The organism is Paenibacillus riograndensis SBR5, from assembly GCF_000981585.1.
Classification (GTDB): domain Bacteria; phylum Bacillota; class Bacilli; order Paenibacillales; family Paenibacillaceae; genus Paenibacillus_AQ; species Paenibacillus_AQ riograndensis.
This window is the reverse complement of the sequence record NZ_LN831776.1, coordinates 2,609,179-2,636,148: the sequence shown is the minus strand read 5'-3', so window position 1 is coordinate 2,636,148 and position 26,970 is coordinate 2,609,179. Positions and strand designations below refer to the sequence as shown.

The 26,970-nt window shown below is 52.7% G+C and carries 20 protein-coding genes; 13 read left to right on the top strand and 7 right to left on the bottom strand.

Annotated features, from left to right (window positions below; translation table 11 throughout):
* The first annotated feature begins 16 nt into the window (after nt 1–16).
* The 6 genes from PRIO_RS10625 to PRIO_RS10600 all read left to right on the top strand — a co-directional run bounded on the left by PRIO_RS10625 (nt 17) and on the right by PRIO_RS10600 (nt 8,510).
* Nucleotides 17–1,054: a LacI family DNA-binding transcriptional regulator gene (locus PRIO_RS10625; protein ID WP_020428207.1), complete on the top strand. Its 1,038-nt coding sequence runs from the start codon at nt 17–19 to the stop codon at nt 1,052–1,054.
* A gap of 272 nt (nt 1,055–1,326) precedes the next feature.
* Nucleotides 1,327–1,989, top strand: a complete 663-nt coding sequence (pgmB, locus tag PRIO_RS10620; RefSeq protein WP_039834632.1) for a beta-phosphoglucomutase — start codon at nt 1,327–1,329, stop codon at nt 1,987–1,989.
* Nucleotides 1,990–2,158: 169 nt separating this feature from the next.
* Complete coding sequence (locus tag PRIO_RS10615; protein ID WP_020428205.1) at nt 2,159–4,477, top strand: glycoside hydrolase family 65 protein; 2,319 nt, start codon at nt 2,159–2,161, stop codon at nt 4,475–4,477.
* A 313-nt stretch (nt 4,478–4,790) separates the two neighbouring features.
* A complete protein-coding gene (locus tag PRIO_RS10610) occupies nt 4,791–6,479 on the top strand; it encodes a glycoside hydrolase family 13 protein (protein WP_020428204.1) in 1,689 nt (562 codons plus the stop codon).
* Between the two features lie 150 nt (nt 6,480–6,629).
* On the top strand, nt 6,630–7,490 hold the full coding sequence (locus tag PRIO_RS10605; protein WP_197545416.1) for an AraC family transcriptional regulator: 861 nt from the start codon (nt 6,630–6,632) through the stop codon (nt 7,488–7,490).
* 174 nt (nt 7,491–7,664) lie between these two features.
* Complete coding sequence (locus PRIO_RS10600) at nt 7,665–8,510, top strand: DegV family protein (protein ID WP_046502243.1); 846 nt, start codon at nt 7,665–7,667, stop codon at nt 8,508–8,510.
* A 612-nt stretch (nt 8,511–9,122) separates the two neighbouring features.
* On the opposite strand, the gene PRIO_RS10595 is transcribed toward PRIO_RS10600, so the two are convergent.
* From PRIO_RS10595 to PRIO_RS10575, 5 genes are all read right to left on the bottom strand, one after another.
* The gene (locus PRIO_RS10595) at nt 9,123–10,796 is read right to left on the bottom strand and encodes a PAS domain-containing hybrid sensor histidine kinase/response regulator (RefSeq protein WP_052741440.1); all 1,674 of its coding nucleotides are present in this window, start codon (nt 10,794–10,796) and stop codon (nt 9,123–9,125) included.
* A gap of 281 nt (nt 10,797–11,077) precedes the next feature.
* Nucleotides 11,078–11,785 carry an ABC transporter permease gene (locus tag PRIO_RS10590; protein WP_231869860.1) on the bottom strand — a complete coding sequence of 236 codons (708 nt, stop codon included), beginning with the start codon at nt 11,783–11,785 and terminating at the stop codon, nt 11,078–11,080.
* Nucleotides 11,769–12,686 carry an ABC transporter ATP-binding protein gene (locus tag PRIO_RS10585; RefSeq protein WP_046502240.1) on the bottom strand — a complete coding sequence of 306 codons (918 nt, stop codon included), beginning with the start codon at nt 12,684–12,686 and terminating at the stop codon, nt 11,769–11,771. Before PRIO_RS10585 ends, PRIO_RS10590 begins: the two co-directional genes overlap by 17 nt.
* 142 nt (nt 12,687–12,828) lie before the next feature.
* A complete protein-coding gene (locus PRIO_RS10580; protein WP_020433709.1) occupies nt 12,829–13,764 on the bottom strand; it encodes a sensor histidine kinase in 936 nt (311 codons plus the stop codon).
* Nucleotides 13,761–14,489 (bottom strand): response regulator transcription factor, encoded by a 729-nt coding sequence (locus PRIO_RS10575; RefSeq protein WP_020433711.1) that lies wholly within the window; start codon nt 14,487–14,489, stop codon nt 13,761–13,763. The genes PRIO_RS10580 and PRIO_RS10575 overlap by 4 nt, the downstream gene beginning before the upstream one ends.
* Nucleotides 14,490–14,631: 142 nt before the next feature.
* Between PRIO_RS10575 and PRIO_RS10570 the strand changes: the two genes are divergently transcribed.
* The 4 genes from PRIO_RS10570 to PRIO_RS33840 all read left to right on the top strand — a co-directional run bounded on the left by PRIO_RS10570 (nt 14,632) and on the right by PRIO_RS33840 (nt 21,358).
* Complete coding sequence (locus PRIO_RS10570) at nt 14,632–15,603, top strand: phosphodiester glycosidase family protein (protein WP_046502236.1); 972 nt, start codon at nt 14,632–14,634, stop codon at nt 15,601–15,603.
* Nucleotides 15,600–16,613 carry a bifunctional glycosyltransferase family 2/GtrA family protein gene (locus tag PRIO_RS10565; RefSeq protein ID WP_020433715.1) on the top strand — a complete coding sequence of 338 codons (1,014 nt, stop codon included), beginning with the start codon at nt 15,600–15,602 and terminating at the stop codon, nt 16,611–16,613. The genes PRIO_RS10570 and PRIO_RS10565 overlap by 4 nt, the downstream gene beginning before the upstream one ends.
* Nucleotides 16,614–17,082: 469 nt before the next feature.
* Nucleotides 17,083–18,477, top strand: a complete 1,395-nt coding sequence (locus PRIO_RS10560; protein WP_020433717.1) for a SpoVR family protein — start codon at nt 17,083–17,085, stop codon at nt 18,475–18,477.
* A gap of 496 nt (nt 18,478–18,973) precedes the next feature.
* A complete protein-coding gene (locus tag PRIO_RS33840; RefSeq protein ID WP_020433720.1) occupies nt 18,974–21,358 on the top strand; it encodes a transglutaminase domain-containing protein in 2,385 nt (794 codons plus the stop codon).
* A gap of 113 nt (nt 21,359–21,471) precedes the next feature.
* Here the strand turns inward: PRIO_RS33840 and PRIO_RS10550 are convergent, their stop codons facing one another.
* The gene (locus tag PRIO_RS10550) at nt 21,472–22,320 is read right to left on the bottom strand and encodes an AraC family transcriptional regulator (protein WP_231869859.1); all 849 of its coding nucleotides are present in this window, start codon (nt 22,318–22,320) and stop codon (nt 21,472–21,474) included.
* A gap of 236 nt (nt 22,321–22,556) precedes the next feature.
* Between PRIO_RS10550 and PRIO_RS10545 the strand changes: the two genes are divergently transcribed.
* On the top strand, nt 22,557–23,045 hold the full coding sequence (locus tag PRIO_RS10545; protein WP_020433723.1) for a DinB family protein: 489 nt from the start codon (nt 22,557–22,559) through the stop codon (nt 23,043–23,045).
* Nucleotides 23,046–23,342: 297 nt separating this feature from the next.
* Complete coding sequence (locus PRIO_RS33835) at nt 23,343–23,900, top strand: hypothetical protein (protein WP_167345605.1); 558 nt, start codon at nt 23,343–23,345, stop codon at nt 23,898–23,900.
* Nucleotides 23,901–24,044: 144 nt separating this feature from the next.
* Here the strand turns inward: PRIO_RS33835 and PRIO_RS10535 are convergent, their stop codons facing one another.
* Complete coding sequence (locus tag PRIO_RS10535; RefSeq protein WP_020433725.1) at nt 24,045–25,940, bottom strand: PrkA family serine protein kinase; 1,896 nt, start codon at nt 25,938–25,940, stop codon at nt 24,045–24,047.
* Between the two features lie 175 nt (nt 25,941–26,115).
* Between PRIO_RS10535 and PRIO_RS10530 the strand changes: the two genes are divergently transcribed.
* The gene (locus PRIO_RS10530; RefSeq protein ID WP_046502227.1) at nt 26,116–26,964 is read left to right on the top strand and encodes a DUF2161 family putative PD-(D/E)XK-type phosphodiesterase; all 849 of its coding nucleotides are present in this window, start codon (nt 26,116–26,118) and stop codon (nt 26,962–26,964) included.
* The last annotated feature ends 6 nt before the right edge of the window (nt 26,965–26,970 follow it).

Sequence of the window (26,970 nt, the reverse complement as noted above, 5' to 3'; positions counted from 1 at the left end):
CCATAAGGAGGTTTCTATGACAGTTACCATCAAGGATGTGGCTAAGAAAGCGGGAGTATCTCCCTCCACTGTATCCCGGGTGTTGTCAGGTCATCCCAGAATTAGCCTAGAAACTTCCCGTAAAGTCAAAGAGATCATGGAGGAAATGGGCTACACTCCGAATATGATGGCCAAAAGCCTGGTTTCGAAGACCACGAACAGCATTTGCATCATTCTACCGAAGCCGGCTGAAGAGCTGTTCTCCAATTTATTTTTTATGGAATTAATCCGCGGGATCGTTACACAGTCCAGCCGTTCCGGCTATGATGTGCTGATCAGCTCCGGCGCGAACGAGAAGGAAGAGCTGGAATCTGTATCGCGGCTGCTCAAGGGGCGCCGTGTGGACGGGGTTATTCTGCTGTATTCGCGCAAGGATGATGCCGTGATTGATTTTCTGGAATCAGGTGGCTATCCCTTTGTTCTGGTAGGGCGAAGTGACCGCTATGAGGATATTTTATCGGTGGATAATGATAATATCATGGCTTCTTTCGATGCTACCAACCACTTGATTTCCATGGGGCATGAACGCATTGGCTTCGTAAGCGGGCCGCCTAATCTCATCGTTTCACGCGACCGGCTGGAAGGCTACCGCAAAGCGATGGCAAACAGCGGACTGGAAATGCGGGCAGAATGGATTGTCGAAGGCGAGTTTCTGCAGGATAGCGGCTACAGGGCGATGTCTTTTTTCATGAATCTCCCGAACCGTCCCACAGCACTCGTTGCAGTCGATGATATGGTTTCATTCGGTGTACTGAGAGGGCTTAATGAGCTGAACTACAAAGTTCCCGAGGATCTGGCAATCGTCAGCTTTAACAACATTCCATTGTCGGAATTGTCCAGCCCACCGATCAGCAGTATCGATATCGGCATTTATCATCTTGGCTACACAGCTTCCCAGGTGCTGATCCAGAGTATCCAGAAGCCGGATAACCATGACGGATACACGAACCGGTTCGTGATTCCCCACCGTTTGATCGTCAGAGAGTCATCCATGCACTCACCCGTGAAAAAATGATTTGGGAACAAAATAAATGAAGCAACCGATGCTTCATTTATTTTTTCGAAACTTGTACAAACGTTTGCGCTACATAAAAAGTCTTTTCCGTAACACTGACAGCAGGCTCATTGTTGTACGTTGTGCAGGATTTCAGCTAGTTTGGCGGGTTTCCCCCCCTTTTCACTTAATCATCATGACAATTCGTATGATCCACTCTTCCCCTTTTGCAAAGGCATTGTACGATGCAGCAGCAGGGAGCCGGAGCTTACACAACTTTTAGGAGGTTCAATATGTCAGAAATCAAAGCCTGTTTGTTCGATCTGGACGGCGTACTCGTCGACACCGCCAAATATCATTACATCGCCTGGAGAGAGCTGGCGGAGCAGCTTGGCTTCGTCTTCACTGAGAAAGACAATGAACGGCTCAAAGGTGTCAGCCGGACCGCTTCGTTGAACATTCTGCTGGAAATCGGCGGACTAACCCTAGACGAAACCCGCAAGGCCGAACTAGCCGAGCAGAAAAACAACCGGTACGTCGAATACATCGCCAAGATGGACAGCTCGGAAATTTTGCCGGGTGCACTGGATTTTCTCAAGGAATGCCGTGCCCAAGGCATAAAAACGGCTCTCGGCTCGGCGAGCAAAAATGCAATGCTGATCCTGAACAACACCGGCCTCACCCCTTATTTCGATGCTATCATCGACGGTACGCATACCAGCGCCGCCAAGCCCGATCCCGAGGTTTTCCTCCTTGGAGCCAGAGCAACCTACACTGAACCCGGGCAATGCGTCGTCTTCGAGGATGCGGAAGCCGGCATCACCGCCGCCATCCGCGCCGGCATGCGCAGCGTAGGAATTGGCTCGCCCGAGACACTCGGAGCCGCCAACCTTGTTGTCCCTTCGCTGGCACACATCAGCGTTGCAGCCCTCAGGGAATCATTTGCAGGCGTTTGACGAACATTAACAGTTATAGGCAATGCGAGTCACTTCTGCCCTACTTTTTATAATAGAACTATGTGTGAGAACTGGAGTTACGTGATAGCTGAGCGGCTTAACACGTAACCTGCAACGTCGAACGGATAGTTCCATTTATATCAACCCCTATTTAGAAGGAGCGGTACTTATGAAACAATATTTAAAAATCGACGAATGGTCCATTATCGAAGAATCCTTTGATCCGCAGACCCAGGAAATTTCCGAAAGTGTCTTTAGCATTGGCAACGGGTATATGGGCGGACGCGCCAACTTTGAAGAGCAGTACAGCGGGCACAGCCTGCAGGGCAGCTATATGGCCGGCGTCTACTACCCCGACAAAACACGGGTGGGCTGGTGGAAAAACGGCTATCCGGAGTATTTTGCCAAGGTGCTGAACAGCACGAACTGGATCGGCATCAACATTGATATTGACGGCACACCGCTGGATCTGGCGGCCTGCACCGTCACTGACTTCCGCCGGGAGCTTAACATGAAGGAAGGCACATTGTCCCGCAGCTTCACCGCAGTTACGGCTGACGGCAAGGAAGTCCGGGTCGACAGCCTCCGTATTGTCAGCATGGCCCGCCGTGAGATTGGCGCCATCCGGTACTCGGTCAGCCCGGTTAATTTTGCCGGTGAGCTAACCATTACCCCTTACCTGGACGGCGACATCAAGAACAAAGACGCCAACTACGACGAGAAGTTCTGGAATGAAGTGGAGAAAAAAAGCGGGCCGGATGGCGGACATCTGACACTGAAGACCAAAAAACTTGATTTTCACGTCACCTCTGCCTATCTCTTCGACATCCTCCTGAATGGTGAAAAGCTGACCCGTGAAGCCGTTACCCTCGAGGAAGAGAAATATGTAGCCAGCAGAGTAAGCTTCCCGGTAAAATCCGGCGATCAGGTGGTTATCTATAAGTATGCTGCCAATGTCACCTCCCGCAATCACGGGCTGGGCCAGCTGGTTGAAGCAGCAGAAACCGCATTGCACAGCGCGCGGGAAGCCGGTTTTGCGGCGCTTTTGACCGAACAGGCTGAGGCCTGGAAGGATAAGTGGAAGGAAAGCGATATTATCATTGAAGGCGATGTATCCGCGCAGCAGGCGATCCGGTTCAATATTTTCCAGCTCAATCAGACCTATACCGGCGAAGACGACCGGCTGAACATTGGACCTAAGGGCTTCACCGGGGAAAAATACGGCGGCAGCACCTATTGGGATACTGAAGCTTATTGTGTGCCATTCTACTTAAGTACTGCCGATTCTTCGATTGCCCGCAACCTGCTGATCTACCGTTACAAACATCTGGAGAAGGCAAAGGAAAACGCCCGCAAGCTCGGCTTCAAAAAAGGCGCGCTGTATCCAATGGTAACGATGAACGGCGAGGAGTGCCACAACGAGTGGGAGATTACATTCGAAGAGATCCACCGCAACGGCGCCATTGCTTATGCAATCTATAACTATGTGAATTACACCGGAGACCAAGCCTATCTTGGCCAATACGGCCTGGAGGTGCTGGTGGAAATCTCCCGCTTCTGGGAGGAACGCGTGCACTACGTGCCGCACAAGGACAAATATGTAATGCTCGGCGTCACCGGCCCGAACGAATACGAGAACAACGTCAACAACAACTGGTATACGAACCGTATGGCGTCCTGGACGATGGAATACACCCTGGAAGCGCTGGCGTATCTGCAGGAGAATGAAGCCGCCCGTTATGCGGAGCTTGTCGACAAGCTGGAGCTGGCAGAGGATGAAACCGCAAAGTGGAACGACATTATCGCCAAAATGTACTATGCAGCCGATGAGGAACTCGGCATCTTCCTGCAGCAGGACGGCTTCCTCGACAAGGAGATCATCCAGGTCAAGGATGTGCTGCCGGAGAACCTTCCGCTGAACCAAAAATGGTCCTGGGACCGCATTCTGCGCTCCTGCTTCATCAAACAGGCCGATGTGCTGCAGGGACTCTATTTCCTCGGCGACCGTTATGACCTGGAGACCAAAAAGCGGAATTTCGACTTTTATGAGCCGATTACCGTCCATGAATCCTCCCTCTCCCCTTGCATCCATGCAATTCTCGCCTGTGAGCTGGGATACAAGGAAAAGGCGTATGAAATGTACCTGCGCACATCGAGACTGGATCTCGACAATTACAACAACGATACGGAAGACGGCTGCCATACCACCAGCATGGCCGGAACCTGGATGTCGATCGTGCATGGCTTTGGCGGACTGCGGGTGCAGGCTGACCGGCTGATCCTGAATCCTTCCAATCCGGGCCACTGGACAGCTTATTCGTTCAAAATCATGTTCCGCGGCTCCCGCCTGAAGGTGAGTGTAACCGATGTGCAGGTTACAGTGGTCAATGAAACGGATATTCCGGCGTCCATCACGATTTACGGCAAGGACTATACGGTGAACGGGCTGAGCAGCGTTACTGCAGAAGGCTCATCCGTTACGGTGTAATTGCTGCTGCCCCGGAGGTTTCTTCGGGGCTGTTTCTATAAGTTAAACTGGAAAATTAAATCAGCAAGAAAGGTGGAGGGGAAATTTGGAAGTGTAGGAGCGAAAGCGTCCGCCTGAAAGCTTTTCGTAGAAAAGCTCGCTTCGGAAGCATAGGCAGTCTCCGGATTTCATCCGCTGCCAGCGGAATAATGAAAAAAGAAATCTGGAGACAACAGCGGCCGGAACTCCAAATCTTCTCTGGAGCCGACACTATTGCTGGTTTCATTTTAGGGCTCATTTTATCTTCCAATACCATTCAAAGGAGCTAATTCGCATGAACAGAACCTTTTGGAAAGAAGCCGTAGTCTATCAGATCTATCCACGCAGCTTCCAGGACAGCAACGGAGACGGGATCGGGGATTTGCAGGGGATTATCTCCCGGCTCGATTATCTGCACAAGCTGGGGGTCGATGTCGTCTGGCTGTCGCCGGTCTACAAATCTCCAAATGACGACAATGGTTATGATATCAGTGATTATGAGGATATTATGGATGAATTCGGCACCCTTGACGACTGGGAGGAACTGCTGGACGGGCTGCATGCACGCGGCATCAAGCTGATGATGGACCTTGTCATCAACCATTCCTCGGATGAGCACGCCTGGTTCGTGGAATCCCGTTCCTCCAAGGATAATCCGTACCGGGATTATTACATCTGGCGGCCCGGCGGTCCGGATGGCGAATTGCCGAACAATTGGAGCTCCATCTTCAGCGGGCCGGCCTGGGAACTGGATGAAAAAACAGGCGAATATTATCTGCACCTCTTCTCACGCAAGCAGCCGGACCTCAACTGGGAGAATCCGGAGCTGCGTGAGGCGCTGTACAAGATGATGGCTTTTTGGCTGGACAAAGGGGTAGACGGGCTGCGGATGGACGTCATCAATATGATTTCCAAGGTGGAAGGCCTGCCTTCCGCCCATTATGAGGGCCTTGCTCCCGGCGAACTGGCCGGCGGCGGAGAATATTATATGAACGGCCCGCGTGTCCACGAATATTTGCAGGAAATGAACCGGAAGGTTCTCTCCAAATATAATGTAATGACCGTTGGCGAGACGCCGGGTGCTACGGTAGAAGACGCCATCCTGTATACCGCCGAAGACCGGAATGAGCTGCAGATGGTCTTTCAATTCGAGCATATGGATGTGGACTCCGGCCCCGGCGGCAAATGGAATGTCACCCCCTGGAACTTGACCAAGCTGCGCGATATCCTGCATAAATGGCAGGTAGGTCTGGCGGACCGCGGCTGGAACAGCCTGTACCTGAACAACCATGACCAGCCCCGGATGGTCTCCAGATTCGGCAATGACCGGGAATACCGCGTGATTTCGGCCAAAATGCTTGCTACCCTGCTGCACACGCTGAAAGGCACGCCCTACATCTATCAAGGCGAGGAAATCGGTATGACGAACGTGCAGTTCCCGCAGCTTGAAGATTACAAGGACATTGAAATCCATAATATGTACAAGGAAAAGGTGACGGTGGGCGGCGGTGATCATGAAGCCATCCTGAAGGCGATCCATATCAAAGGCCGGGACAATGCCCGCACACCGATGCAGTGGGACTCCTCCCCCAATGCCGGATTTACCGAAGGAACCCCGTGGCTCAAGCTCAATCCGCGCTATGAAGAGATCAATGTGGAACAGGCGCTGGCTGACCCGGATTCGGTATTTTATTATTATCAGAAGCTGATCCGTCTGCGCAAAAACCATCCTGTTATGGTATATGGCGATTATGAGCTGCTGCTGCCGGAGCATGAATACATTTATGCCTATACCCGGACGCTGGAAGGGGAACGGTGGCTGATCTTGTTGAATTTCTGTGACACCCCGCAGACTGTAGATCTCCTGGAGGAACTGAACGCTGTGACTGAAACGATCATCAGCAACTATCCTGAGGAGCAGCCGGCCATGGACCGGGAAACCCTGCGTCCTTATGAAGCCAGAGTCTGCCGGCTGGGGGGCTGACTCCTTCTCCACTCCTGGGCTATACTAAAAGGAACATGCTCTGCTGGATGCGCGGATGGGGTCTGAACTAACCTGTCTGCAACGAGCAGAGAATAACAGGACCACCCGGGAGCAGGCATGATAGGATGGGTTCAAAGGGAGATGGCAGACTTGGAATGGCTGATTCGTATGAAAGATGCACTGGATTTCATGGAGAGCAGGATGACAGAGCCGCTGCGCATTGAGGACGTTGCCAAGGTAGCCCATGTCTCTCCGTTTCACTTCCAGCGGATGTTCGCCATGCTGACCGGAGTTACGGTGGCAGACTATATCCGCAAACGGAGATTGACCCTGGCAGCCCAGGAGCTGGCTATTTCAAAGATCAGGGTGCTCGATGTGGCGCTCAAATACGGATACGAGTCCCCCGAGGCATTCGCCAAAGCGTTCCGTAAGGCGCACGGGCTAACCCCCTCCGCCGCGCGGGAGCCCGGGGTGCAGCTCAAAGCATTCCCCCGCCTCACCTTTCATCTATCATTGAAGGGAGATCAGGAAATGGAATACAAAATCGTAGAGAAACCTGCTTTTACTGTGATCGGCAAATCCATGGAGGTGACTACCCGGGACGGAGAAAATCTCCGCAGAATCCCCGAGTTTTGGAATGAATGCAATGCGGACGGGACTTCGGATGAGCTGATTGAAATCGGTAAGGGCAAAGATTGGCTCGGCATCTGTATGAGCATGGATATGGAGAAGGAGCTGCTGTCCTACTGGATCGGAGTCGAAGGCACACCTGAAACCGACCCGCAGGGATACGAGACCGCAGTGGTTCCGGCTGCAAGCTGGGCCGTATTCACTTCAGCCGGCCCGATGCCCCATGCGATTCAGAAGGTGTGGCAGCGGATTTTTCAGGAGTGGTTCCCGGGGACCGGCTATGAGCATACGGGCGGACCGGAGTTTGAGCTGTACCCGCCAGGCGATACGGGTGCAGAGGATTATGTCTGTGAAGTGTGGATCCCGGTGCAGAAGAAGTAGCCCTCCTACATTTATTTTCAAGATCAGCCGTCCGAAACGGCTGGTCTTTTTTCGCGGCTTCAGCGGCAAAACTATTATTTCATTTTGAGAATCCGCGCTGGCTTGGTATAATTACAGATTATATGGATCATATTATGGAAGATTGTCATCCGAGAACCGGTGAAGGAGAAATTCATGTCTATCGTAAAAATCTTTTCAGACAGCACTTCCGATTTGCCGCAAGGCTGGAAGGAAACGTATGATATTGGCATCATTCCGCTGTATGTCGTATTTGAAGACGCTACTTACAGGGACGGGGTGGATATTACACCTGAGGAAGTGTACCGCCGGGTAGCCGCTCAAGGTGCCCTGCCGAAGACCGCAGCCCCTTCGCCCGCAGATTTCATGGCTGCCTTTGAGCCGGTAATCCGCAGCGGAGGAGACGTCGTCTATATCAGTCTATCCTCTGCTTTATCCTCTACATATCAGAATGCCCTGCTCGCGGCAGTAGAGTTCCCGGAAGGACGGGTGCATGTCGTAGATTCGGAGACGCTGTGCGGAGGGATTGCCCTCCTGGTCATGAAGGCTGCCCGTGCTGCCGCCAGAGGCCAAAGTGCTCCGGAGATTGCCGCTATGGTAAAAGAGTGCCGCAGCCAGGTGCAAACGGAGTTTGTTGTGGATACGCTGGACTACCTGTACATGGGCGGACGCTGCTCCGGCATGCAGAATTTTATCGGCAGCCTGCTGAAGATCCGGCCTGTGTTGCGTTTGATTGACGGCGCCATCGTGCCGGTCAGCAAGATTCGCGGCAAAAAGGAAAAGGCGATCGAGCAGATGCTGCACCACGCTCTGGAGCATGCCGGCACTATCGACAAAGAGCTTATCATTGTTGCCCACACCCTCGCGGAAGAGGATGCCAAGTATTTGGAGAAAGCACTGCGTGAGCAGACGGGTTCCGGCGAAATCGCCATCATTCACGCCGGCTGTGTGATTGGAAGCCACTGTGGTCCAGGTACCGTCGGTCTCATGTATATGCATTAGAAGTCACTGCATATCCTGATTACCCGTACCACAAGTGGTGCCAGTAATAGAGTACGGACGGCAATTAGAGCAACAAAAGGAGTTACGATGCCTGTTCTGCACACCATCCATTCTTACAGGTAGACTACTTTATAGGGCATGCATATCTCCTTAGTCTAGCAGCTAAGTGGATTTTCTCCACCTAATTTTCACTATTTTGTTCTTTTTTAGAATTTAGGTGGAATGTATCCACTTACATATTAACAAATATCCAATTATAGCCCCAATGCTCCATTCCTGAATGAATTAAGTTTACTTTTTCCACCTAACTCACGGTTTTCTGCATATTTTGCTGGATTAAGTTTACTTTTTCCACTTAGCGATTGCGAGCTCTGACCAACGGTGGGAGATTCTGCACACAAACAGTCTGCCGCACAAAAGTCTCCACACAAAAAGTCTGCACACAAAAAGTCTGCACACAAAAAGCAGCAGGTCTCCGTCACTGGAGGCCTGCTGCTTTGGATTATGGGGCAATATGAATATGTACTGTTTTCTGCAGCAGGTCCCGCGGGAAAGGTCCGCTGAGGCCTCCAGCCTCCGGCTGTCCGGCAGCCCGGTCACACCAGAACAGCCTTAAGGAGTGATATCCGCCTCCATCTCCTCCTTGATGAAGGGAAGCATGAAGCGGAAGGTGGAGCCCCGGCCTTCTTCGCTCTCTACAAAAATCGTTCCGCCCATCAGCTCCACCAGCTGCTTGCAAATGGCCAGTCCAAGCCCCGTGCCGCCGTATTTGCGGTTGATGAAGGGATGCAGCTGGGAGAAGGATTGGAACAGCAGATTCAGCTTGCTGTCGGCAATGCCCACCCCTGTATCCCGCACTGAAAATTCCAGCAGATACTCCGGCGAAGCCGGGAGCTGAATATTCTTCACGGACAGGGTAACGCTGCCCCGTTCGGTGAATTTCAGCGCATTGCCAACAAGATTGACAATAATCTGCCGCAAGCGGCTGGGGTCGGTAGTAACCATGGACGGCACACTGGTATCCGCCCACCACCGCAGCGCCAGCTTTTTCTCTTCCGCTTTGGGAGTAAATAAATCGATGACGCTCTCCATCATCTCGCGCAGATCAAATTTCTCCGACAGCAGCGGCATTTTCCCGGCTTCCATTTTGCTGAAATCGAGGATGTCATTCAGAATTTTGAGCAGGCTGTGGCTGCTGCTGCGCAGAATCTCGGCATAGGTGCGCTGTTCTTCCTCAAGCTCCGTTTCCAGCAGCAGATCGGCCATCCCGATCATTCCGTTCATTGGAGTGCGGATCTCATGGCTCATCATCGCCAGAAAATCCGCTTTAGCTTGAGCGGCCTGCTCTGCTGTTTCCTTGGCCCGGAGAATCTCCCGTTCATTTGTAATATCGCTGAAGGAACCCACCACCCCGCATATCATGCCTTTATGCATAAGCGGGGCAATCCGGCAGCTGACAAAAAAGCTGGTGCCGTCTTTCCGCCAGAAGATTTCGTCCCCTTTGCTGCGGGTACGGCCGTCCTGGAGGGTCTGCGCGATCGGGGATTCAATCTTCTGGTACCTTGACCCGTCTCCATGGATATGATGAACCTGCCCGGCAAAAGTCCGGCCAATCAGTTCAGCGGGAGCATATCCCAGCATATCTGCCCCTTCACGATTGATAAAAAATATTCTTCCCTGTGTATCCAGTCCAAAAATCCCCGCCGCAACAGAGTTCAGTATCAGGCCGAGATGCTTGTCTTCAGACATCCCCGGCACCAGCTCCGCCTGCTGCTGTTCCGCTGCTGCCCCGATTGCAGCAAGCATCTCTTCATGTCCCGGTGCCCGGTCATCTGTCCATTCCGGGGGAGGCTCCTCCCGGGTGATAAGACTGCCGAGCCACTTTTCAACCTCAAGCGGAAGACCGCAGCTCTGGCCATAATGGATAATAGCAAATACGCCTGCGATTCCTTCCTCAGCTTGTATTGGCACATACGTAATGGCCGCCGGGCTGCTTCCGCTGCCCTCTTCCACCGGCAGCTCCACCCTGGAGCCAATGCCTCCAAGCGCTGCGGCAAAATGTTCCTCTCCGGGAGGCTGCGGCCGGGAACAGGACAATGGCTCATGAAGCTCTGCCTCCGCTTTTGCTTTTGCTCCAGCAACCGCTTCAAAAGCACGGTTGCTCTCCACATAGTACCCCTGCCTGTCCAGCACAATTATCAGGTCGGGGTGATGATCATATAATGCTTTATAGGCGCCTTCCCCGGAAAGCACCCGGTCCAGAATGGAAGACCATTTTATAGGCATAGCCCACCTCCTCTGCTGCTTCGATCCGGTGTTCTCATCTATTCAGAAACTGCGGTCTAACTGTCTATGTAATTTCAATCTGTACCCCGCTCGGAATTTGCTGAATAATACACTATTATAGCAAAAAAACTACAGTTGGTCGCCATAAAAACATTGATGTCAAGCGGTTTTACAGCAAAAAAAGTCCCTCCACGGATGAGCAGGGACGTACAGAACAACCCTTGCACCGCAACGGAGGAACTCTCGAAATGAAAACACCCGCAGGGGGAATCGAATTACATTCAGGCAATATCCTTCTGTTCGATATTCCGGATCGACAGATAAGCGATGGCTACGCCAACCAGGCTGAGGAAGATGGAGATCCCTACCAGATTGCTCATCCGGAAGCCGCCAAAATCGGAGGAACTCACGCTGACAAACAGCACCGCAGTAACTATGGTAGCGGGTACGGATTTTTTACGCATTCCGATGTATAAAGGAATGAGTCCAATCCCTGCCGCAAATATCGCATCCATCCCCATCCGGAGCAGCTCTCCAGGAATACCAGCCCAATCCAGCTGTTCAGGAATCACATGAGTGAAAGAGTTAATTCCAATCAGGAGGGCGCTAATCAGAATATCTGATATAAAAACGCTGAGCAGTGTAAAGAGGAACACGATGATAATTTTGGCACCCAGGAGTTTTTTACGGGAGATCGGGTACATAAAGAGCAATGTAATGGTATTGTTCTTATACTCGTCGATCACCAGCTTGCTCAGCACAACCGAAGCAAACACCACAAAGGTCACCTTGACTATAACATACAAGCCTTCGAACATATCTGCATAAGTCTTGAATTCCCCGCGGCCGCTGCCGTCCTCAGCGTCAACGTAAGTAAGCAGCAGCATAAAGCCCAAAATCATTAACACGGCAATGGCCACACCTTTGAGCATACCTGTTAGTTTGTTCTTACGGATTTCCAGTTGTATCAGCTTAAGCAATGCCTTCACCCCCCATCAGTTCCACAAAATGATCTTCCAGCGAATGATTCTTTTTACTCAGGCTTTCCAGCTCCACGCCCGCTTCTACCAGTGCTTTATTCAGTTCAAGCTGCTGCACGGCATCGTAAATGCGGATCGTCCGGGGGTCCAGCACCTTGAAGTTGGTGAGGCCCAGCTTGTGCTCCAGCACATACACCGCTTTGCTGCTCTCTCCGGTAATCAGTTCGATGTATTGCGTGTTCTGGCTGCGGATCATATCCATCGCCACTTCCTCCAGTAAAATTCCGTCACGGATCACGCCGATGGTGTCGGCAACCTGTTCAACCTCCCCCAGAAGGTGGCTGGAGATCAGCAGCGTCATTCCATATTCCCGGCTCAGCATGCGGAACACTTCACGCATTTCCTTGATGCCCATGGGGTCCAGTCCGTTGATCGGCTCATCCAGGATGAGCAGCTCCGGTTTGGTCATTACCGCCCGGGCAATGCCCAGCCGCTGCTTCATCCCCAGGGAGAACTGCTTGACCGGCTTTTTGTCCACACCCTTCAGCTTGACCAGCTCCAGTGCTTCTTCCATGGCCCTTGCATCGTAGTACCCCATATACTCCCCGTGCAGCTGGAGATTTTCTCTCGCCGTCAGCTTGTCATAGAACACCGGATATTCAATAATACAGCCCATGCGCTTCAGCATTTCATAGGAATGGTCTGTTATGCTCTCTCCAAAAAATTCGATATTCCCCGCCGTCGGCTTCACCAGATTGGTGATCATTTTCATTACAGTGGTTTTACCCGCCCCGTTCGGTCCCAGGAACCCGTAAATTTCGCCTTGCTTGACGCTCATATTCACGCCGCTAACAGCCTCTTTGCCTTGATACTCCTTGGTTAAATCCCACGTTCGCAATATGGTTGTCATTCCCGTTATCCCCTTTGGCTTCTTCGTTTGTCTTCCTGGTTCTTATTGTACACAGCGGAATTTTCTTTTTTATTACCTGAACCTTACAAAATTCTTAAGCTGCAGACATAAACCCCGGGAAGCCGCCGGACCCATAAGAGCATCAGAAAGTCTGCCTGCGAAAAGAAAGCGTAAATGCTGTTTTGACATGAGGTTTGCTGCGCAAGGTAATGCTGCCGTTCATCTGTTCTGTCAGCCGTTTGGTGATGGTCAGCCCCAGTCCGCTCCCCTGGTAATCGCGGTTGCGGGAATCCTCCAGCGTATAGAGCCGCTCGAAAACCTTGTCCTGGTCGCCTTCAGTGATGCCCTTGCCCCGGTCCCACACCTCTATGCACACCTGATCTCCGTCGCTGTACAGCCTAAGCCCAAGCACCCCGCCGGCATCCCCGTACTTGATTGCATTGGAGAGCAGATTCGACAGCACCCGGTCCAGTGCCTCTTCGTTGCCCATAATATACAGCGCCTCATCCGGGAGCTCAATGTCCACTTCACTGCCCTTGGCATTGAGAATTTCGTAGAAGGAGAGAATGTTTCTCCGGCAGACCTCCCCCAGCTCCACCCGTGACAGGGGAATATCCTTGTCCCCGCTCTCCAGCTTGGCCAGATCAAAAAAACTGTTCATCAGCCGGATCACTTCTTCTGCCTTGGCATGAATCATCCGCAGAATCTTCTCCTGCTCTTCCATAGGCATCGTCTGATCCTGAAGAACCGTTTCAATATAACCAAGTACCACCGTCAGCGGGGTTTTCAGATCATGAGAGATGTTCGCCAGCATGCTGCGCATGGACTTTTCCAGCTTGGCAAGCTCTACTGCCCCCCTGTGGTTGACGTCCAGCAGCCGGTTCAGGTCGGTAAGGAGCTTTTGCAGATGAGGATCACTGTTGAACAAAAGCAGCCTTTCATGCGAGTCCCGGTCCATAATGTCCGTAAGCTTGGTATGGATATATTCGAGCCGGCGGGAATGCTCCCGCAGACGCAGGTATTGCCATAGGATCACGAGCAGAAGCAGCAGCACCGCCACACTCCAAAAAGCAATCATTCCAGCACATCCCCCAGCTTGTAGCCAATGCCCCATAATGTTTTGATGTACTCCGGCTTCGACGGGTCATCTTCAATTTTTTCACGCAATCTGCGCATATGTACGTTAATGACATTCTCATCCCCGTAATAATCATCTTCCCAGACACTCTTGTAAATCTGCGCTTTGGTATACACCCGTCCGGGACTGCTTGCAAACATCCCCAGAATCTGGAACTCTTTGGCGGTCAGCTTGACCTCCTCGCCGTTCTTCAGCACCGAGAAATTATCGAGATCCACAGTAAGTCCGCGCAGTGAAATAATATTAGCCTTCTCCTGCGCCGGAGCCGCTTCCTGGCCGGAACTTCCCACGGCAGCATACCCGGCCCGGCGGATTGCCGCCTTCACCCGCGCGGCCAGCTCGATCATCGAGAACGGCTTCGTAATATAATCATCCGCGCCAAAGCCGAGGCCCAGCGCCTTGTCCACATCACTGTCCTTCGCGGACATAATCAGCACAGGCACCAGGCTGTCCCGGCGAATCGTCTGAAGCACATCGCTGCCGCTCCGTTTGGGCAGCATGAGATCCAGCAGAACCAGATCATAAGCCCCGCCGTGGTGAAAAAGCCTTTCCGCCGCATCCCCGTCGAATGCCGTCTCCACCTCATATCCCTCTTTTACCAAATACGAGCGCACCATTTCACTGATGGCCTCATCGTCCTCTATCAATAACACACGCTGTGGCATGTCCGAACCTCCCTGTAATTCAAAATACGCTGGTTAAAGTATACCATCAATCCAAATCATCCGGTCCATTTCTATTTCAGTTTCATTAAAGGTAGGCCAGGTATGATCATTTTAACAACTTACTTGATGAGGTGATCCTCTAATGAAAAACTTGCGGACAAGACAAGCCTGGAGCTTCAAACGCAAACTGCTGGTCGTGATGATCGTGGTCCTCCTGGGTCTCGGTACAGTGATATATAGTCTCGCAGACCGTTACCTGATTGAGCATGTCGAAGTCGCCGTAGCGGATGACGCAGCCGCAGCCGGCAGTTCAGAAAATGCAGCTGCGACAGCCGCCGAAGTCAATGCCGCAGCCGACGACTGGAATTATTCCAGCGACGATATCCAGATCCGGATCGATCAGGTGCAGACCGGGTCCGGCCCGGACCAGATCACGTATTTTGTCGCAGACGTGGTCCTTAAGGATACAAGCAGCCTGCGGGCTGCTTTTGCCGACAACAGCTTTGGAACGAATATCACGGAAGATACCTCGGAGATAGCCTCCAGCAACAATGCGATTTTTGCCATCAACGGCGATTACTATGGCTTCCGTAACGACGGGGTGATTATCCGCAATGGCACCCTCTACCGGGATGACCCGGTGCGGGATGCGATGGCGCTGTTCAAGGACGGGACGATGCAGACCTACAGCGAGGAAGAAGTTTCTTCGTCCGACCTGCTGGCGCAGGGAGCCGCCAACACGCTGTCCTTCGGGCCGATTCTGATTCAGGACGGCAAGATCGCCAGTGATTTCAGCAATGTCAAAATTGACACCAATTTCGGCAACCGCTCCATCCAGAATGCGAATCCCCGGACTGCGGTGGGCATGATTGCCCCGAACCATTATGTATTCGTCGTAGTAGACGGGCGCAGTGAAGGGTATAGCCGGGGAATGACCCTGACCGAGCTGGCAAATGTCATGTCGGATCTCGGAGCCACCGAGGCCTACAATCTGGACGGCGGCGGCTCATCCACCATGTACTTCATGGGACGGGTCGTGAATAATCCGCAGGGCAAGAACCAGGAACGCGGCGTCAGCGACATTCTGTATATCAAAGAGGGGGCAACATCATGACTATATTGATCCCGGCTTATGAGCCCGATGAACGGCTGCTGGATTTAATTGAACAGCTCTGCGATTATCAGCTTGGACCGATTGTCCTTGTAGATGACGGCAGCGGCCCGGCTTACCAGGGAATCTTCAACATTGCAGCAGCATTCGGCTGCACGGTTCTGACCCATCCGGTCAATTTCGGAAAAGGGCTCGCCCTCAAAACAGGGTTACGGTATATCCGGGAGGCCGGGCTGCCAGGCTATGTGGTCTGTGCGGATAGTGACGGCCAGCATCTGCCCCATGACATTAAGCGGATTGCCGGGGTCCTCCAGAACCAGACCACTCCCGGAATCGTCCTGGGCAGCCGCCGCTTCAGCGGGACCGTCCCCCTCCGCAGCCGCTTCGGCAACTCTGTGACACGCGTTGTCTTTTCCCTGACTACAGGCACCAAAATTTATGATACCCAGACCGGTCTGCGGGGCTTCTCCCCCCAGATGCTGGACTGGTTGTGCCAAATTCCCGGCGAACGCTTCGAATACGAAATGAATATGCTGCTCACCGCCCATCGGGAGGGCTATACAGTTACCGAAGAGTTCATTGATACCGTCTATCTGGAGGATAATCAATCATCTCATTTCCGGCCTCTGGCAGATTCCTTCCGGATCTATCTGCCGCTTCTAATGTTCAGCACTTCATCGCTGGTATCGGCCCTGCTCGACTTCACCCTGTTGTTCCTGTTCCAGCGTCTCACCCATAACCTGTTCCTGTCGGTTGCCGCCGCAAGATTATGCAGCTCCATCTTCAACTATTCCATGAACCGCAGATACGTGTTCACCGGCGGCAAGATGTCCAAGCTGCAACAGTCGCTGCCCAAATACTTTGCGCTGGTGCTCCTCGTGCTGCTGTTCAATTACGGACTGCTCTATTTCTACAACGAAAAACTGATCATCCCGCTCGCCGCCGCCAAGCTGCTGACCGAGGCTTCAATCTTCCTGTTCAGCTACTGGGCGCAGCGAAGGTTTGTGTATTGAGGTGGAGACGACGATAGCTGGTTTGCAAAATCAATGAAGATAGCGGACGCTAGTTCTTGGCGCTGGAGACTTCTGTCTGAGGCCTCAGGATAGCTAACTGTATTCTGTGCAGCTAAAATGCAGTCTAAACGCCTGTTTTTAGCTTTAATTGTATTTTGTACAGTTATAGAAGGCGACTTGTGTTGTTTTGCTCAAATGGGCAAAATATAAGTGTACGAAGTACAGTTATCTTAGGATTGTGCTGATATTCCGTCCATTTAATTGTACAAAATACAGTTACCGCTTAGGCAGACGTATTTCTGGAACATCAGATTTACGCCTGCCTGTTTACATTCTCACTCCCCCATCATACTCCCCTCCCTCCTCCCATATACATTAGAAGAACAATTCCGGATGCGGCCGCAGCACCTTGGCGGCCTTGTCAGAATAGGTTGCAGCATAAGCCCAAGCTGGAGGGAGAGATGGATTCATGCCCGGAGATGAGATTCAGGCGCTGGAACGGGCGATTGCCGAAATTACGGAGATTGCTTCCGGGTTTGGGCTGGATTTTTACCCGATGCGTTATGAGATATGCCCCGCTGACATCATTTATACGTTCGGTGCTTACGGAATGCCTACCCGGTTCGGGCACTGGAGCTTCGGCAAAAATTTTCACAGGATGAAGTCGCAATATGATTTTGGACTCAGCAAAATCTATGAGCTTGTCATTAACTCCAACCCCTGCTACGCCTTCCTGCTGGACGGCAACTCACTGGTCCAGAACAAGCTGATTGTCGCACATGTCCTCGCCCACTGCGATTTCTTCAAAAACAATATGCGCTTCTCCATGTCCAACCGCGACATGGTCGAGAGTATGTCGGCCACGGCGGACCGGATCGCCGATTATTCAGTGACTTACGGTATAGATACCGTGGAGAGCTTCATCGATTCCGTGCTGGCGGTTCAGGAGCATATCGACCCCAGCCTGATCCAGCCCCGCAAGCTGGGCAAGACCCACCTGCTCGAAGCCAAAATGAAGGAGCGCAAGGACGCTCCTCCCGGGGGCAGCAGCCCGGCCAATCCCTACGAGGAACTCTGGGATCTGGAGAACAGCAAGACTGCCGGCCCGGAACCGGAAACGGCCGGAAAACGCAAGTTCCCGCCCGAGCCGGAGAAAGATATGGTCTGGTTCATCCAGCAGTATTCGACGGCGCTGGAGGATTGGCAGCGCGATATCATGACCATGCTGCGTGACGAAATGCTCTATTTCTGGCCGCAGATGGAGACGAAGATCATGAACGAAGGCTGGGCTTCGTATTGGCACCAACGGATTATGCGCGAGCTAGATCTGACACCTGAGGAGACGGTGGAATACGCCAAGCTCAATTCCTCGGTCGTTCAGCCCTCCCGGCAGAGCCTCAACCCTTACTACCTGGGGCTGAAGATTTTCGAGGACATCGAGCGCCGCTGGGACCGCGATAAAATGTTCGAGGTCCGCGAGCTGGACTCGGACATCTCTTTCATCCGCAGCTATCTGTCGAAGCAGCTGGTCAATGACCTGGATCTCTACGTTTTCGAGAAGAAAGGCCCGGAGTGGAAAATCACCGACAAGGCCTGGGAAAATGTACGCGACCAGCTGGTGCTGGCCCGGGTCAACGGCGGCTCGCCCTACCTGGTCGTCCAGGATGCAGACTACGAGCGCAACGGCGAGCTGCTGATCGTCCACCGCTACGAGAGCATCGAGCTGGATCTGAAATATCTGGAGCGCACCCTGCCGCACATCTATGCGCTGTGGGGCCGCACTGTCCATCTGCAAACCGTGGTGGAAGACAAAAAAGCCCTTTTTACCTATGACGGCAAAAAGGTACAGCGGCGGTTTATGTAGTCTTCTCTTCGCTGCCCGCCGGGCTATTCCCTATATAAACTGAACTCGAGATTTTCCGGTTTTGGGCTTGGTCGTGACTCCAGAGAATGTTTGGACTTCCGGCCGCTGTTGTCTGCAGATTTCTTGAATGTATACCGCTGTTCGCGGTGGAAATCCGCAGACTGATTATGCTGAAGATAGCGAGCTTTCCTACGGAAAGCTTTCAGGCGGACGCTACCGCTCCTACAGTTCCAAACTTCTCCTCCGCCACTTTTTCCCTTTTTCTTAATTTTTCAAGTTCAATCTATACAGTTACCTCATCCCGCCCTCCTGGCCCCCTGCTACCCGGCAGGGGGTATTTAAATTAAATTTACTCAGCAGCTTAAATATAAATTATCCCATTTTTGTTTTAATAGTATCGGAATGGGTTATATATCTTCTGTTATTTATAATGGGTAATTATGGATCAATCCATAAATTACGCTCATCCAGACAAACCAGACGGGAGAGGACATTAGTGAAAGTGAAACAATTAGTAATGGTTATGCTCATCATGTGTGTAGTTTTAACGGGCTGCATGGGAGGCAGCAGCGAAGCCGGCCCAGAGCCGTCACCCGCCCCGCAAGCCAGTGCGGCTGCAGAGACAAAGCAACCTTCAGGGAACCCTCCACCGGAAGCTTCGCAGACGGTGTACGATCTGAAGCAGAAGTACGATACCGACAATAATCCGGGCATTATGCCAATGTACAACGTTGATCAGGATATGGAATTTATATTCAGGTTCAATACGGATCTCGGATCAGAAGCTATTGGACATACGCTGTCCGTACATACCGATATCAAGGCACTGCCGGAGAGCAAGGTGGGGACCCTTGAAGATTCACAGCTTGTAGATGGCAAAAGCGTATACTCCATCAAGCCGCTTGGCTTTGGTGTACTCGCTTCCGATTCCCTGCGCGAAGCCGGCAGCAGCTCCTGGGGGAACGCCCCCGTATACTACATCCGGCTCAACTATGACCTGGATGCGGCAACACCTACTCCGCTGAAGCAGCCGATTATCATTCCGTTTACGGTGAAATCGGATCTGCCCGTGCCGAATCTGCAGGCCGACATCAGCCCTGACGGCAGACTGGCACTGGTCTGGAGCGAGGTGCCGGGAGCAGAGAGCTACAATATTTACAATGCTTCGCATATTACAATGGAGAATACCAATGAGGCGCTGAGCGGTGCGGAGCAGGGATATGCGGATCAGCGTCCGCTGCTTATCGCGACGGTTCCCGGCACTTCTTATAACGATTTCATGAAAGACGGGCGCGGCGCGCTTGGTATTGTGGATGAGACAATCACGAGCCTCCAGAACAACAATGTTCAAGGTGAATATTACGTAACCGCCGTTCAGGGGGACAAAGAGTCCAAGTTCAGTGCCTCAGTGGATACTGTTGCGCTGTCCAAACAACTGCCGCGTACCGTAGCTTCCGAGGATAATCTCAACCTGAAATTGTTCAAGAGCGCCGGGGAACTGCCCAAGACAGTCCCGGTCCAGTATATTGACGGCTCCAAAGCCCCGGGAACTGTTATTTACGACACCGATTCCATCACCATTCAGCAGTCCGGTCCAACCGATGTCCAGTTCTCCATTCAAGGCACAGCGCTAAAGGGGTACGTCCAGGTTGAGAAGTTGACGGATGCGGATATTGCGAGTCTGGCGGCCGCCCAGAGCAAAGGGGCCAATCAAGGGTATGTGGAGCCGCAGAATAACACGGATTATGTTCCTGCACCCGATGTGCCGACCATCATTGACAATAACGGGAATGCCGGCGAATCCGGTGATAATGTCATTGACCAGCAAAAAGAAAATACCCGCAGCAAGGTAGACGAAGGGAACAAGCAGGCCGTACCTGCGCCAACGATACCGGCAGACCTGATTCATGCAGACTCTGCTCTGGAAGAGTATCTCGCCTTGAATCTGATAAGCGGGAAGACCGAAATTTCACTGCAGGCCTTCCCGGAGGCCCAAAATGCACGCACCCTGGTGGATGAAGTGGAAAAAGTAATCTACCAGAACCCGCTCATTCTTGGATTCCGCGGCTATAGCTACGATTATAAGACCCTGACTCTGCATACAGAGTTCGATGATCCTGCCGAGGTCATCTTGTCCAAACAGCTGAAAATCCTCGCAGAGGCAGACAAAGTGATTGCAGCCGCCATCAAGGACGGCATGAGCGCAGATGAGAAGCAGATGGCGATCTACAATTATTTGAATGACAATACTACCTACGACGATGCCGCATTGGAGAATGCCAAGCAGCAGCAGTTCAAGAGTGTGGATGCCAAGTTCAACGATTCCTTCAGTACCTACGGCATTCTGGTCAAAAAGGTTGGCGTATGTATGAGCTATGCTCACACCTTCCAGCTGCTCTCAGACTTGGTCCAGGTCCCTTCGATGGTGGTCACAGGAACGATGGACGGCGTGAATCACGCCTGGAACAAAGTCAAAATCGGCGGGGAATGGGTCAATGTCGATGCGACCAATAACGAGACCAATTCCGGACTTCCGTATCTGCTCTACAATTCCAACGATGCCACCGCCGCCAATGTAGATTATGTCATGGACAACTCCTCCTGGCTGGACCATGAGCTGTCCCTGTTCCAGGCAACCAGCAATGCCCACGATTATTACGTGACCCATGGCCTTGAGGCCGATTCGCTTGAAGCCTACAAAACCAAGCTGGCGGAGCAGCTGAAGCAAGGAAAGACCCTGATTGTGCTGCGCGTCCTGGCCGATACCGACAGTGCGGAGCTCACGCAGAAAACCGCCGAGGTCATTAAGCAATACGATGCAAGCAAGCTGGCCAATGCAGGTATGATCGAATTAGGAAGCTACGTGGCGATTCAGCTGTAGGCTATAAAAAGAAAGCCAAAAGGTAAGCTCCCTTCAGCGGGGCTTACCTTTTGGCGTTTTAGGATGAACAGGATTAAGCTTGACGGCTATAGGAAACCGCAGCTCCAAAGTTCCTATTTTCCCGCCCGCTTCTTCACCGGAACATAAATCTCCATCACCGTATCCACCCGGGAATGACAGCGCTCGTCATAAAACTCAAAGTTGAGCTTGCCTTCATCGTACACATATCCGCTGCCCGGAAACCACTCTTCAAAAATATACTTCCAGGTGCTCTTGATGGTCTGCACGAACTCTTCCTGATCCTTCCCTTCGGAGGTATCCACTGGCGGTGTGGTGAACACGGCATACTCCGCTTCTGGCACATCCACGGTGATCATCTCATCGGTGACCCGGCTGAAGTCCTCCACAATGACCCCAAGCAGATAAACAGCATTTCCGCTGTCAAAAGCCGGAACACATAAACCAACTTCGCCGTGTTTGGGCGGATTTAGAATATCGTACATTTTGGATTCCAGATTTTCTCCTTCATAGTGGCTCCAGAACGATGCAATATCCTTCGTATAATTTCCTTCCGCTACATTTGTTTCTATGCCGTAGCCTGCAACCTTGAATGCAGGTTTCTGTACAATCACTGGATTCATCATATAACCTCCAATATCTATTTTAGAGCCCATCTGTAAAAAGCCTTCCATCCGCGCCGCGTACTGCGAGGGACTGTAGCCAAAAGCCTTACGGAACGCCTTCGTGAACCCGCTCTGCGTTTCAAAGCCATAATCCAGCGCGATATCAATAATACGCTTGCCGCTGAACAGTTCGACTGCGGCCAGGGACAGTTTCCGGCTGCGCACATACTCCATCACGGACATCCCCTTGCACAAGCTGAACACCCGGCTGAAGTGATACAGCGAATACCCGGCCTCCGCCGCAATCTCCTCAGCAGTCAGATTTCTTTTAATATTCACCTCGATATATTCAACACATCTCTCGATATCCTTGCTGTAATTCAAGCAGCCACCCAGCCTTTCCCGATCGGTGTTTTCATTATAGCAGCCGGCTGTTAAGCGGGCTGTTCCTGTTTTGCTAAGCTGCGCTCCGCAGCACCTTGTCCTAAACCTGACAGGCTGCAGTCAAGTTCCATGAGGTATAGTTAAGATACAGAAGAAAAATCTGGGTATACATTTGAACTGGAGGTCATTTCATGGCAGCGAAAACGAACGAACAGCTCGTGTTTGAATTTCAATCTCTAATCCCCTACATCCAATCCCTCGCTACCCTGGAAGACGCAGATTGGGAAACTCCGGTCGCGGCCGGCAAATGGACCTTAAAAGAAATGCTGTGCCACATTACGCAGTGGGACAAGTATTTTTATGAGGAGGCTTTCGCCAAAATACAGAATGGCCAGCCCCTGACCAGCAGGCATCAGAACTTCGATGAGTTCAACGCCCGCGCCATTGAATATGCCAAATCGCTGACCACGCAGGCAGCCATCGGACAATTCGTGCTGTACCGGACCAAAATCCTGGAGTCCACAGCGGGATTGAGCGATGAAGAATTCACCAAGATTTATCTGGACGGAGATGGCAAGAAATTCAGTATCCGTGGGTATCTGAGAGACTTTATTCCCCACGACAAACACCATAAGCGGCAAATGGAGCAATATCTAAAAACGATGAGAAGCAGCAAGTAAGAGTAACGGAGGGAATTGGGGACTGCTGGAGCCGTAGCGGCGAATACGTTTTTCTTAAGAAGGGTATCAATTCAACTCTACTATGAATAGGCTGTTATCATTAATTAAATAATGGAGGTATCCCCTATGACCCAAGGGAACGAATATTTTAACAGCCAAACTAATTCTAATTCACCTGCATATCCTTATTCCCCCCGTTACACAACTTTCCCCTATTCTCACTACTACCATCTCGTCCGTTCAGAAAGCAGCCCGGCAGACAGCCAAAACCCCAAAAAAGAACTTGTAACCGGGTATATGAACGCGAACGTTGGCAGCGGACAGGGCGTTCACGTCAATACCGGAGGCGAAGTGGGCGGAAAACACGGCATTGGCTTAGATGCCGGCGGCAGCTTAGCCCATAACGGCGCGGGTATGCATGCCAGCGGCCATATGGGCGCCCCGGCTTACGGAATACATGCGCAAGGCAATACCCATCTGAACACCAGTCAGGGACTTGGGATCAATGCCGAAGCCCAGGCCTTAGGCAAGTATGGAGTGGCAGCTCAGGCAAAAACACAGCTCGGCGGCGGTCAAGGAGCCGGGTTCCAAACGGGGGCGCAGCTCGGGGGAGAATATGGTCTGCAGGCCAGTGCAGAAGGCCACCTGGGCCTAAGTCAAGGCGCCGGCTTCAATACCGGGCTTCAGCTCGGCGGGGACAATGGCCTCGGCGCCAAGGCCAAGGCGCAGCTCGGCGGCGGTCAAGGAGCAGGCTTAGGAGTGGCCGGACAGGTAGGCAAATATAATGGGCAGTTCGGCTTTAACATCGGCGGCAAGGATAAGGAGTCTAAGGGAGCAGAACAGTCTGAGGATTAATCCGCGACGGGCTCTTTAGCGCAGGAGGGGGCGGCCAGCCCCCGTCCTCCTGCACCGCATCCATACGAGTACACCTGTTATGGGACAAGCCTATCCAGAAAAAGGACCGCCGGCAGGCAGTCCGTGCAATTTTTTCTGATAACCTCAGCGGTTCAACAGGCTTCCGACATATTTCAGCAGCTCATTGGCGCAGATCGGGCAGTAGCCGTGTTCGTCAATCAGGCGTCTGGAGACTTCGTTAATACGCTTGAGCTGGCTTTCATCCGGCGTTTTGGAGGAGGTGGTGATTTTGACGATATCCTTCAGGTCAGCAAACAGCTTTTTCTCAATGGCTTCCCTCAGCCGGTCATGGTTGTTGTATTCGAACTTTTTACCTTTGCGGGAGTAGGCGGAAATCCGGATCAGAATCTCTTCGCGGAAGGCTTTTTTGGCATTCTCGGAAATGCCTATCTGCTCTTCGATCGAACGCATCAGCCGCTCATCCGGCTCCATTTCCTCATCCGTCAGCGGATCGCGGATTTTGGTCCAGTTGCAGAAAGCTTCGATGTTGTCGAGATAGTTCTCGAACAGTGTCTTGGCGGATTCCTCAAAAGAGTAGACAAAAGCCTTTTGCACTTCGCTTTTGGCCAGAATATCGTATTCCTTGCGGGCAATGGAAATGAAGTTCAGATAACGCTCGCGCTCTTCCTTCGTAATCGAAGGATGCTGGTCCAGGCCGTCCTTGATCGCCCGCAGCACATCCAGCGCATTCATGCATTTCAGGTCGTTTTTGATCAGCGCACTGGAAATCCGGTTGATGACATAACGCGGATCGATCCCGGACATGCCTTCGTCCAGATATTCCGTCTGCATTTCCTTGAGATCCGCTTCCTTGTAGCCTTCAACCTCTTCGCCGTCGTACATGCGCAGCTTTTTGATCAGATCCATGCCCTGCTTCTTGCTCTCCTTAAGCCGGGTCAGGATAGAGAATATCGCTGCGGCCCGCAGCGCATGCGGGGCAATATGCACATGCTTCATGTCGCTTTGGGCGATGAGCTTGGCGTAGATTTTTTCCTCTTCGGACACTCTCAGATTATAGGGGACCGGCATGACAATCATGCGGGACTGGAGTGCTTCATTCTTTTTATTGGAGATGAAGGATTTATACTCTGTTTCATTGGTATGGGCAATAATCATTTCATCTGCAGAGATCAGCGCAAACCGGCCGGCCTTGAAGTTCCCTTCCTGGGTCAGTGACAGCAGGTTCCAGAGGAATTTCTCGTCGCACTTGAGCATTTCCTGGAACTCCATCAGCCCGCGGTTGGCCTTGTTCAGCTCCCCGTCGAAGCGGTAGGCGCGCGGATCGGATTCCGAGCCGAATTCGGTAATGGTCGAAAAATCGATGCTGCCCGTCAGATCGGCGATATCCTGCGACTTCGGATCGGACGGACTGAAGGTCCCGATCCCGACACGCTCCTCCTCCGACAACAGCACACGTACCACTTTTACCTGTTCGATGTCGCCGTGATATTCATTTTTGAGCCGCATCTGGCAGGAAGGGCACAAATTGCCTTCGATGCGGACCCCCAGCTCCCGCTCAATCTCCGGGCGCAGCTCCAGCGGAATCAAATGCAGCGGGTCCTCATGCATCGGGCAGCCTTCTATGGCATAGACCGCTCCTTCATCCGTCCGCGAATACTGCTCCAGCCCGCGCTTCAGCAAAGTAACCAGTGTCGATTTGCCCCCGCTGACCGGTCCCATCAGCAGCAATATCCGTTTGCGCACATCCAGCCGCCGGGCGGCGGAATGGAAATACTCCTCCACCAGCTTTTCTACTGCACGGTCAAGTCCAAATATCTCCTGCTCAAAAAACTTATACCTTTTGCGGCCGTTGATGTCCTCTACGCCGTGTGACTTGATCATGTCGTATACGCGGGAATGAGCCGTTTTCGCGGGAGAGGGGTCTTTTTTCAGCAGTTCTATATACTCCTTGAAGGTGCCGCTCCACGCCAAACGGTCGTTCTCAGCCCGATACGAAGCTATACGCTCAAATATATCCATTGCTCGCTGCCTCCTCTTGCGCTCCTACTTGCTCCACCAGCTTAGAAAGTGTATTACATAACTATGCGGTGAGCCTGGAATAGTTGACCTCTTTTTTGCTGTGCTATAATAGAGCAACGCTAAAAAAACCAGGAAAATGCATATACCTTAAAAATAGGGCGCAGGAGTGACAACCATGGCGGTTAAGCATGAAACGGAGCTGTATGCTCCTTTGAAGAGTTTTTTTGAGAAGCAGGGCTATGATATCAAAGGCGAGGTGCGGACCTGCGATCTGGTGGGCCTGCGGGGGAATGAAGAGCAGCCGCTGATTGTGGAGATGAAAAAATCGTTCAACCTCGCCCTGCTGCTGCAGGGGGTTGAACGGCTGCGGCTCAGCCCGAACGTCTACCTCGCGGTAGAACGCGTGCGGGACAAAAAAGGCGCGGTGAACCAGCGCTGGGGCGAGCTTACCGGGCTGTGCCGCCGCCTCGGCCTCGGGCTGGTCACCGTAGTCTTCTACAAGACCAAGGCCCCGCTCGTCGAGGTACTCGCGGAGCCGGGCGACGCGCCGCCGCAGGTCCGCAGCGGCGCAAGACGGCGCGAGCGCCTGCTCTATGAGTTCCGCGAGCGCAGCGGGGACTACAACACCGGCGGCAGCACACGCGTCAAGCTCGTGACGGCCTACCGCGAGAAGGCGCTGCGCGTGGCCCTCGCGCTGCAGGCGGCCGAGGCCGAAGCCGCCGAGGCGGCCGGAAGGCGCGCTGCGCGGAGCGGCGCGCCAGGGGCAGACGCAGCAGCGGCCGGCGCTGCTGCGTCTGCCGGGGGCCCGGCGGCTGCGCCCGGCCGGGCGGAGGCAGCGCGCGGCGTGACCCCCGCCGAGCTGCGCAAGCGAAGCGGCGTGCCCGGCGCCGCCGCGTTCCTGCAGAAGAACTACTACGGGTGGTTCTTCCGGGTGGGGCGCGGCCGCTACACGCTCACGGCCGCCGGAACCGCGGCGCTGATCGAATACGCCGCAATCGCGGAGATCAGCGCGGGCAAGCTGTAGGCTGCT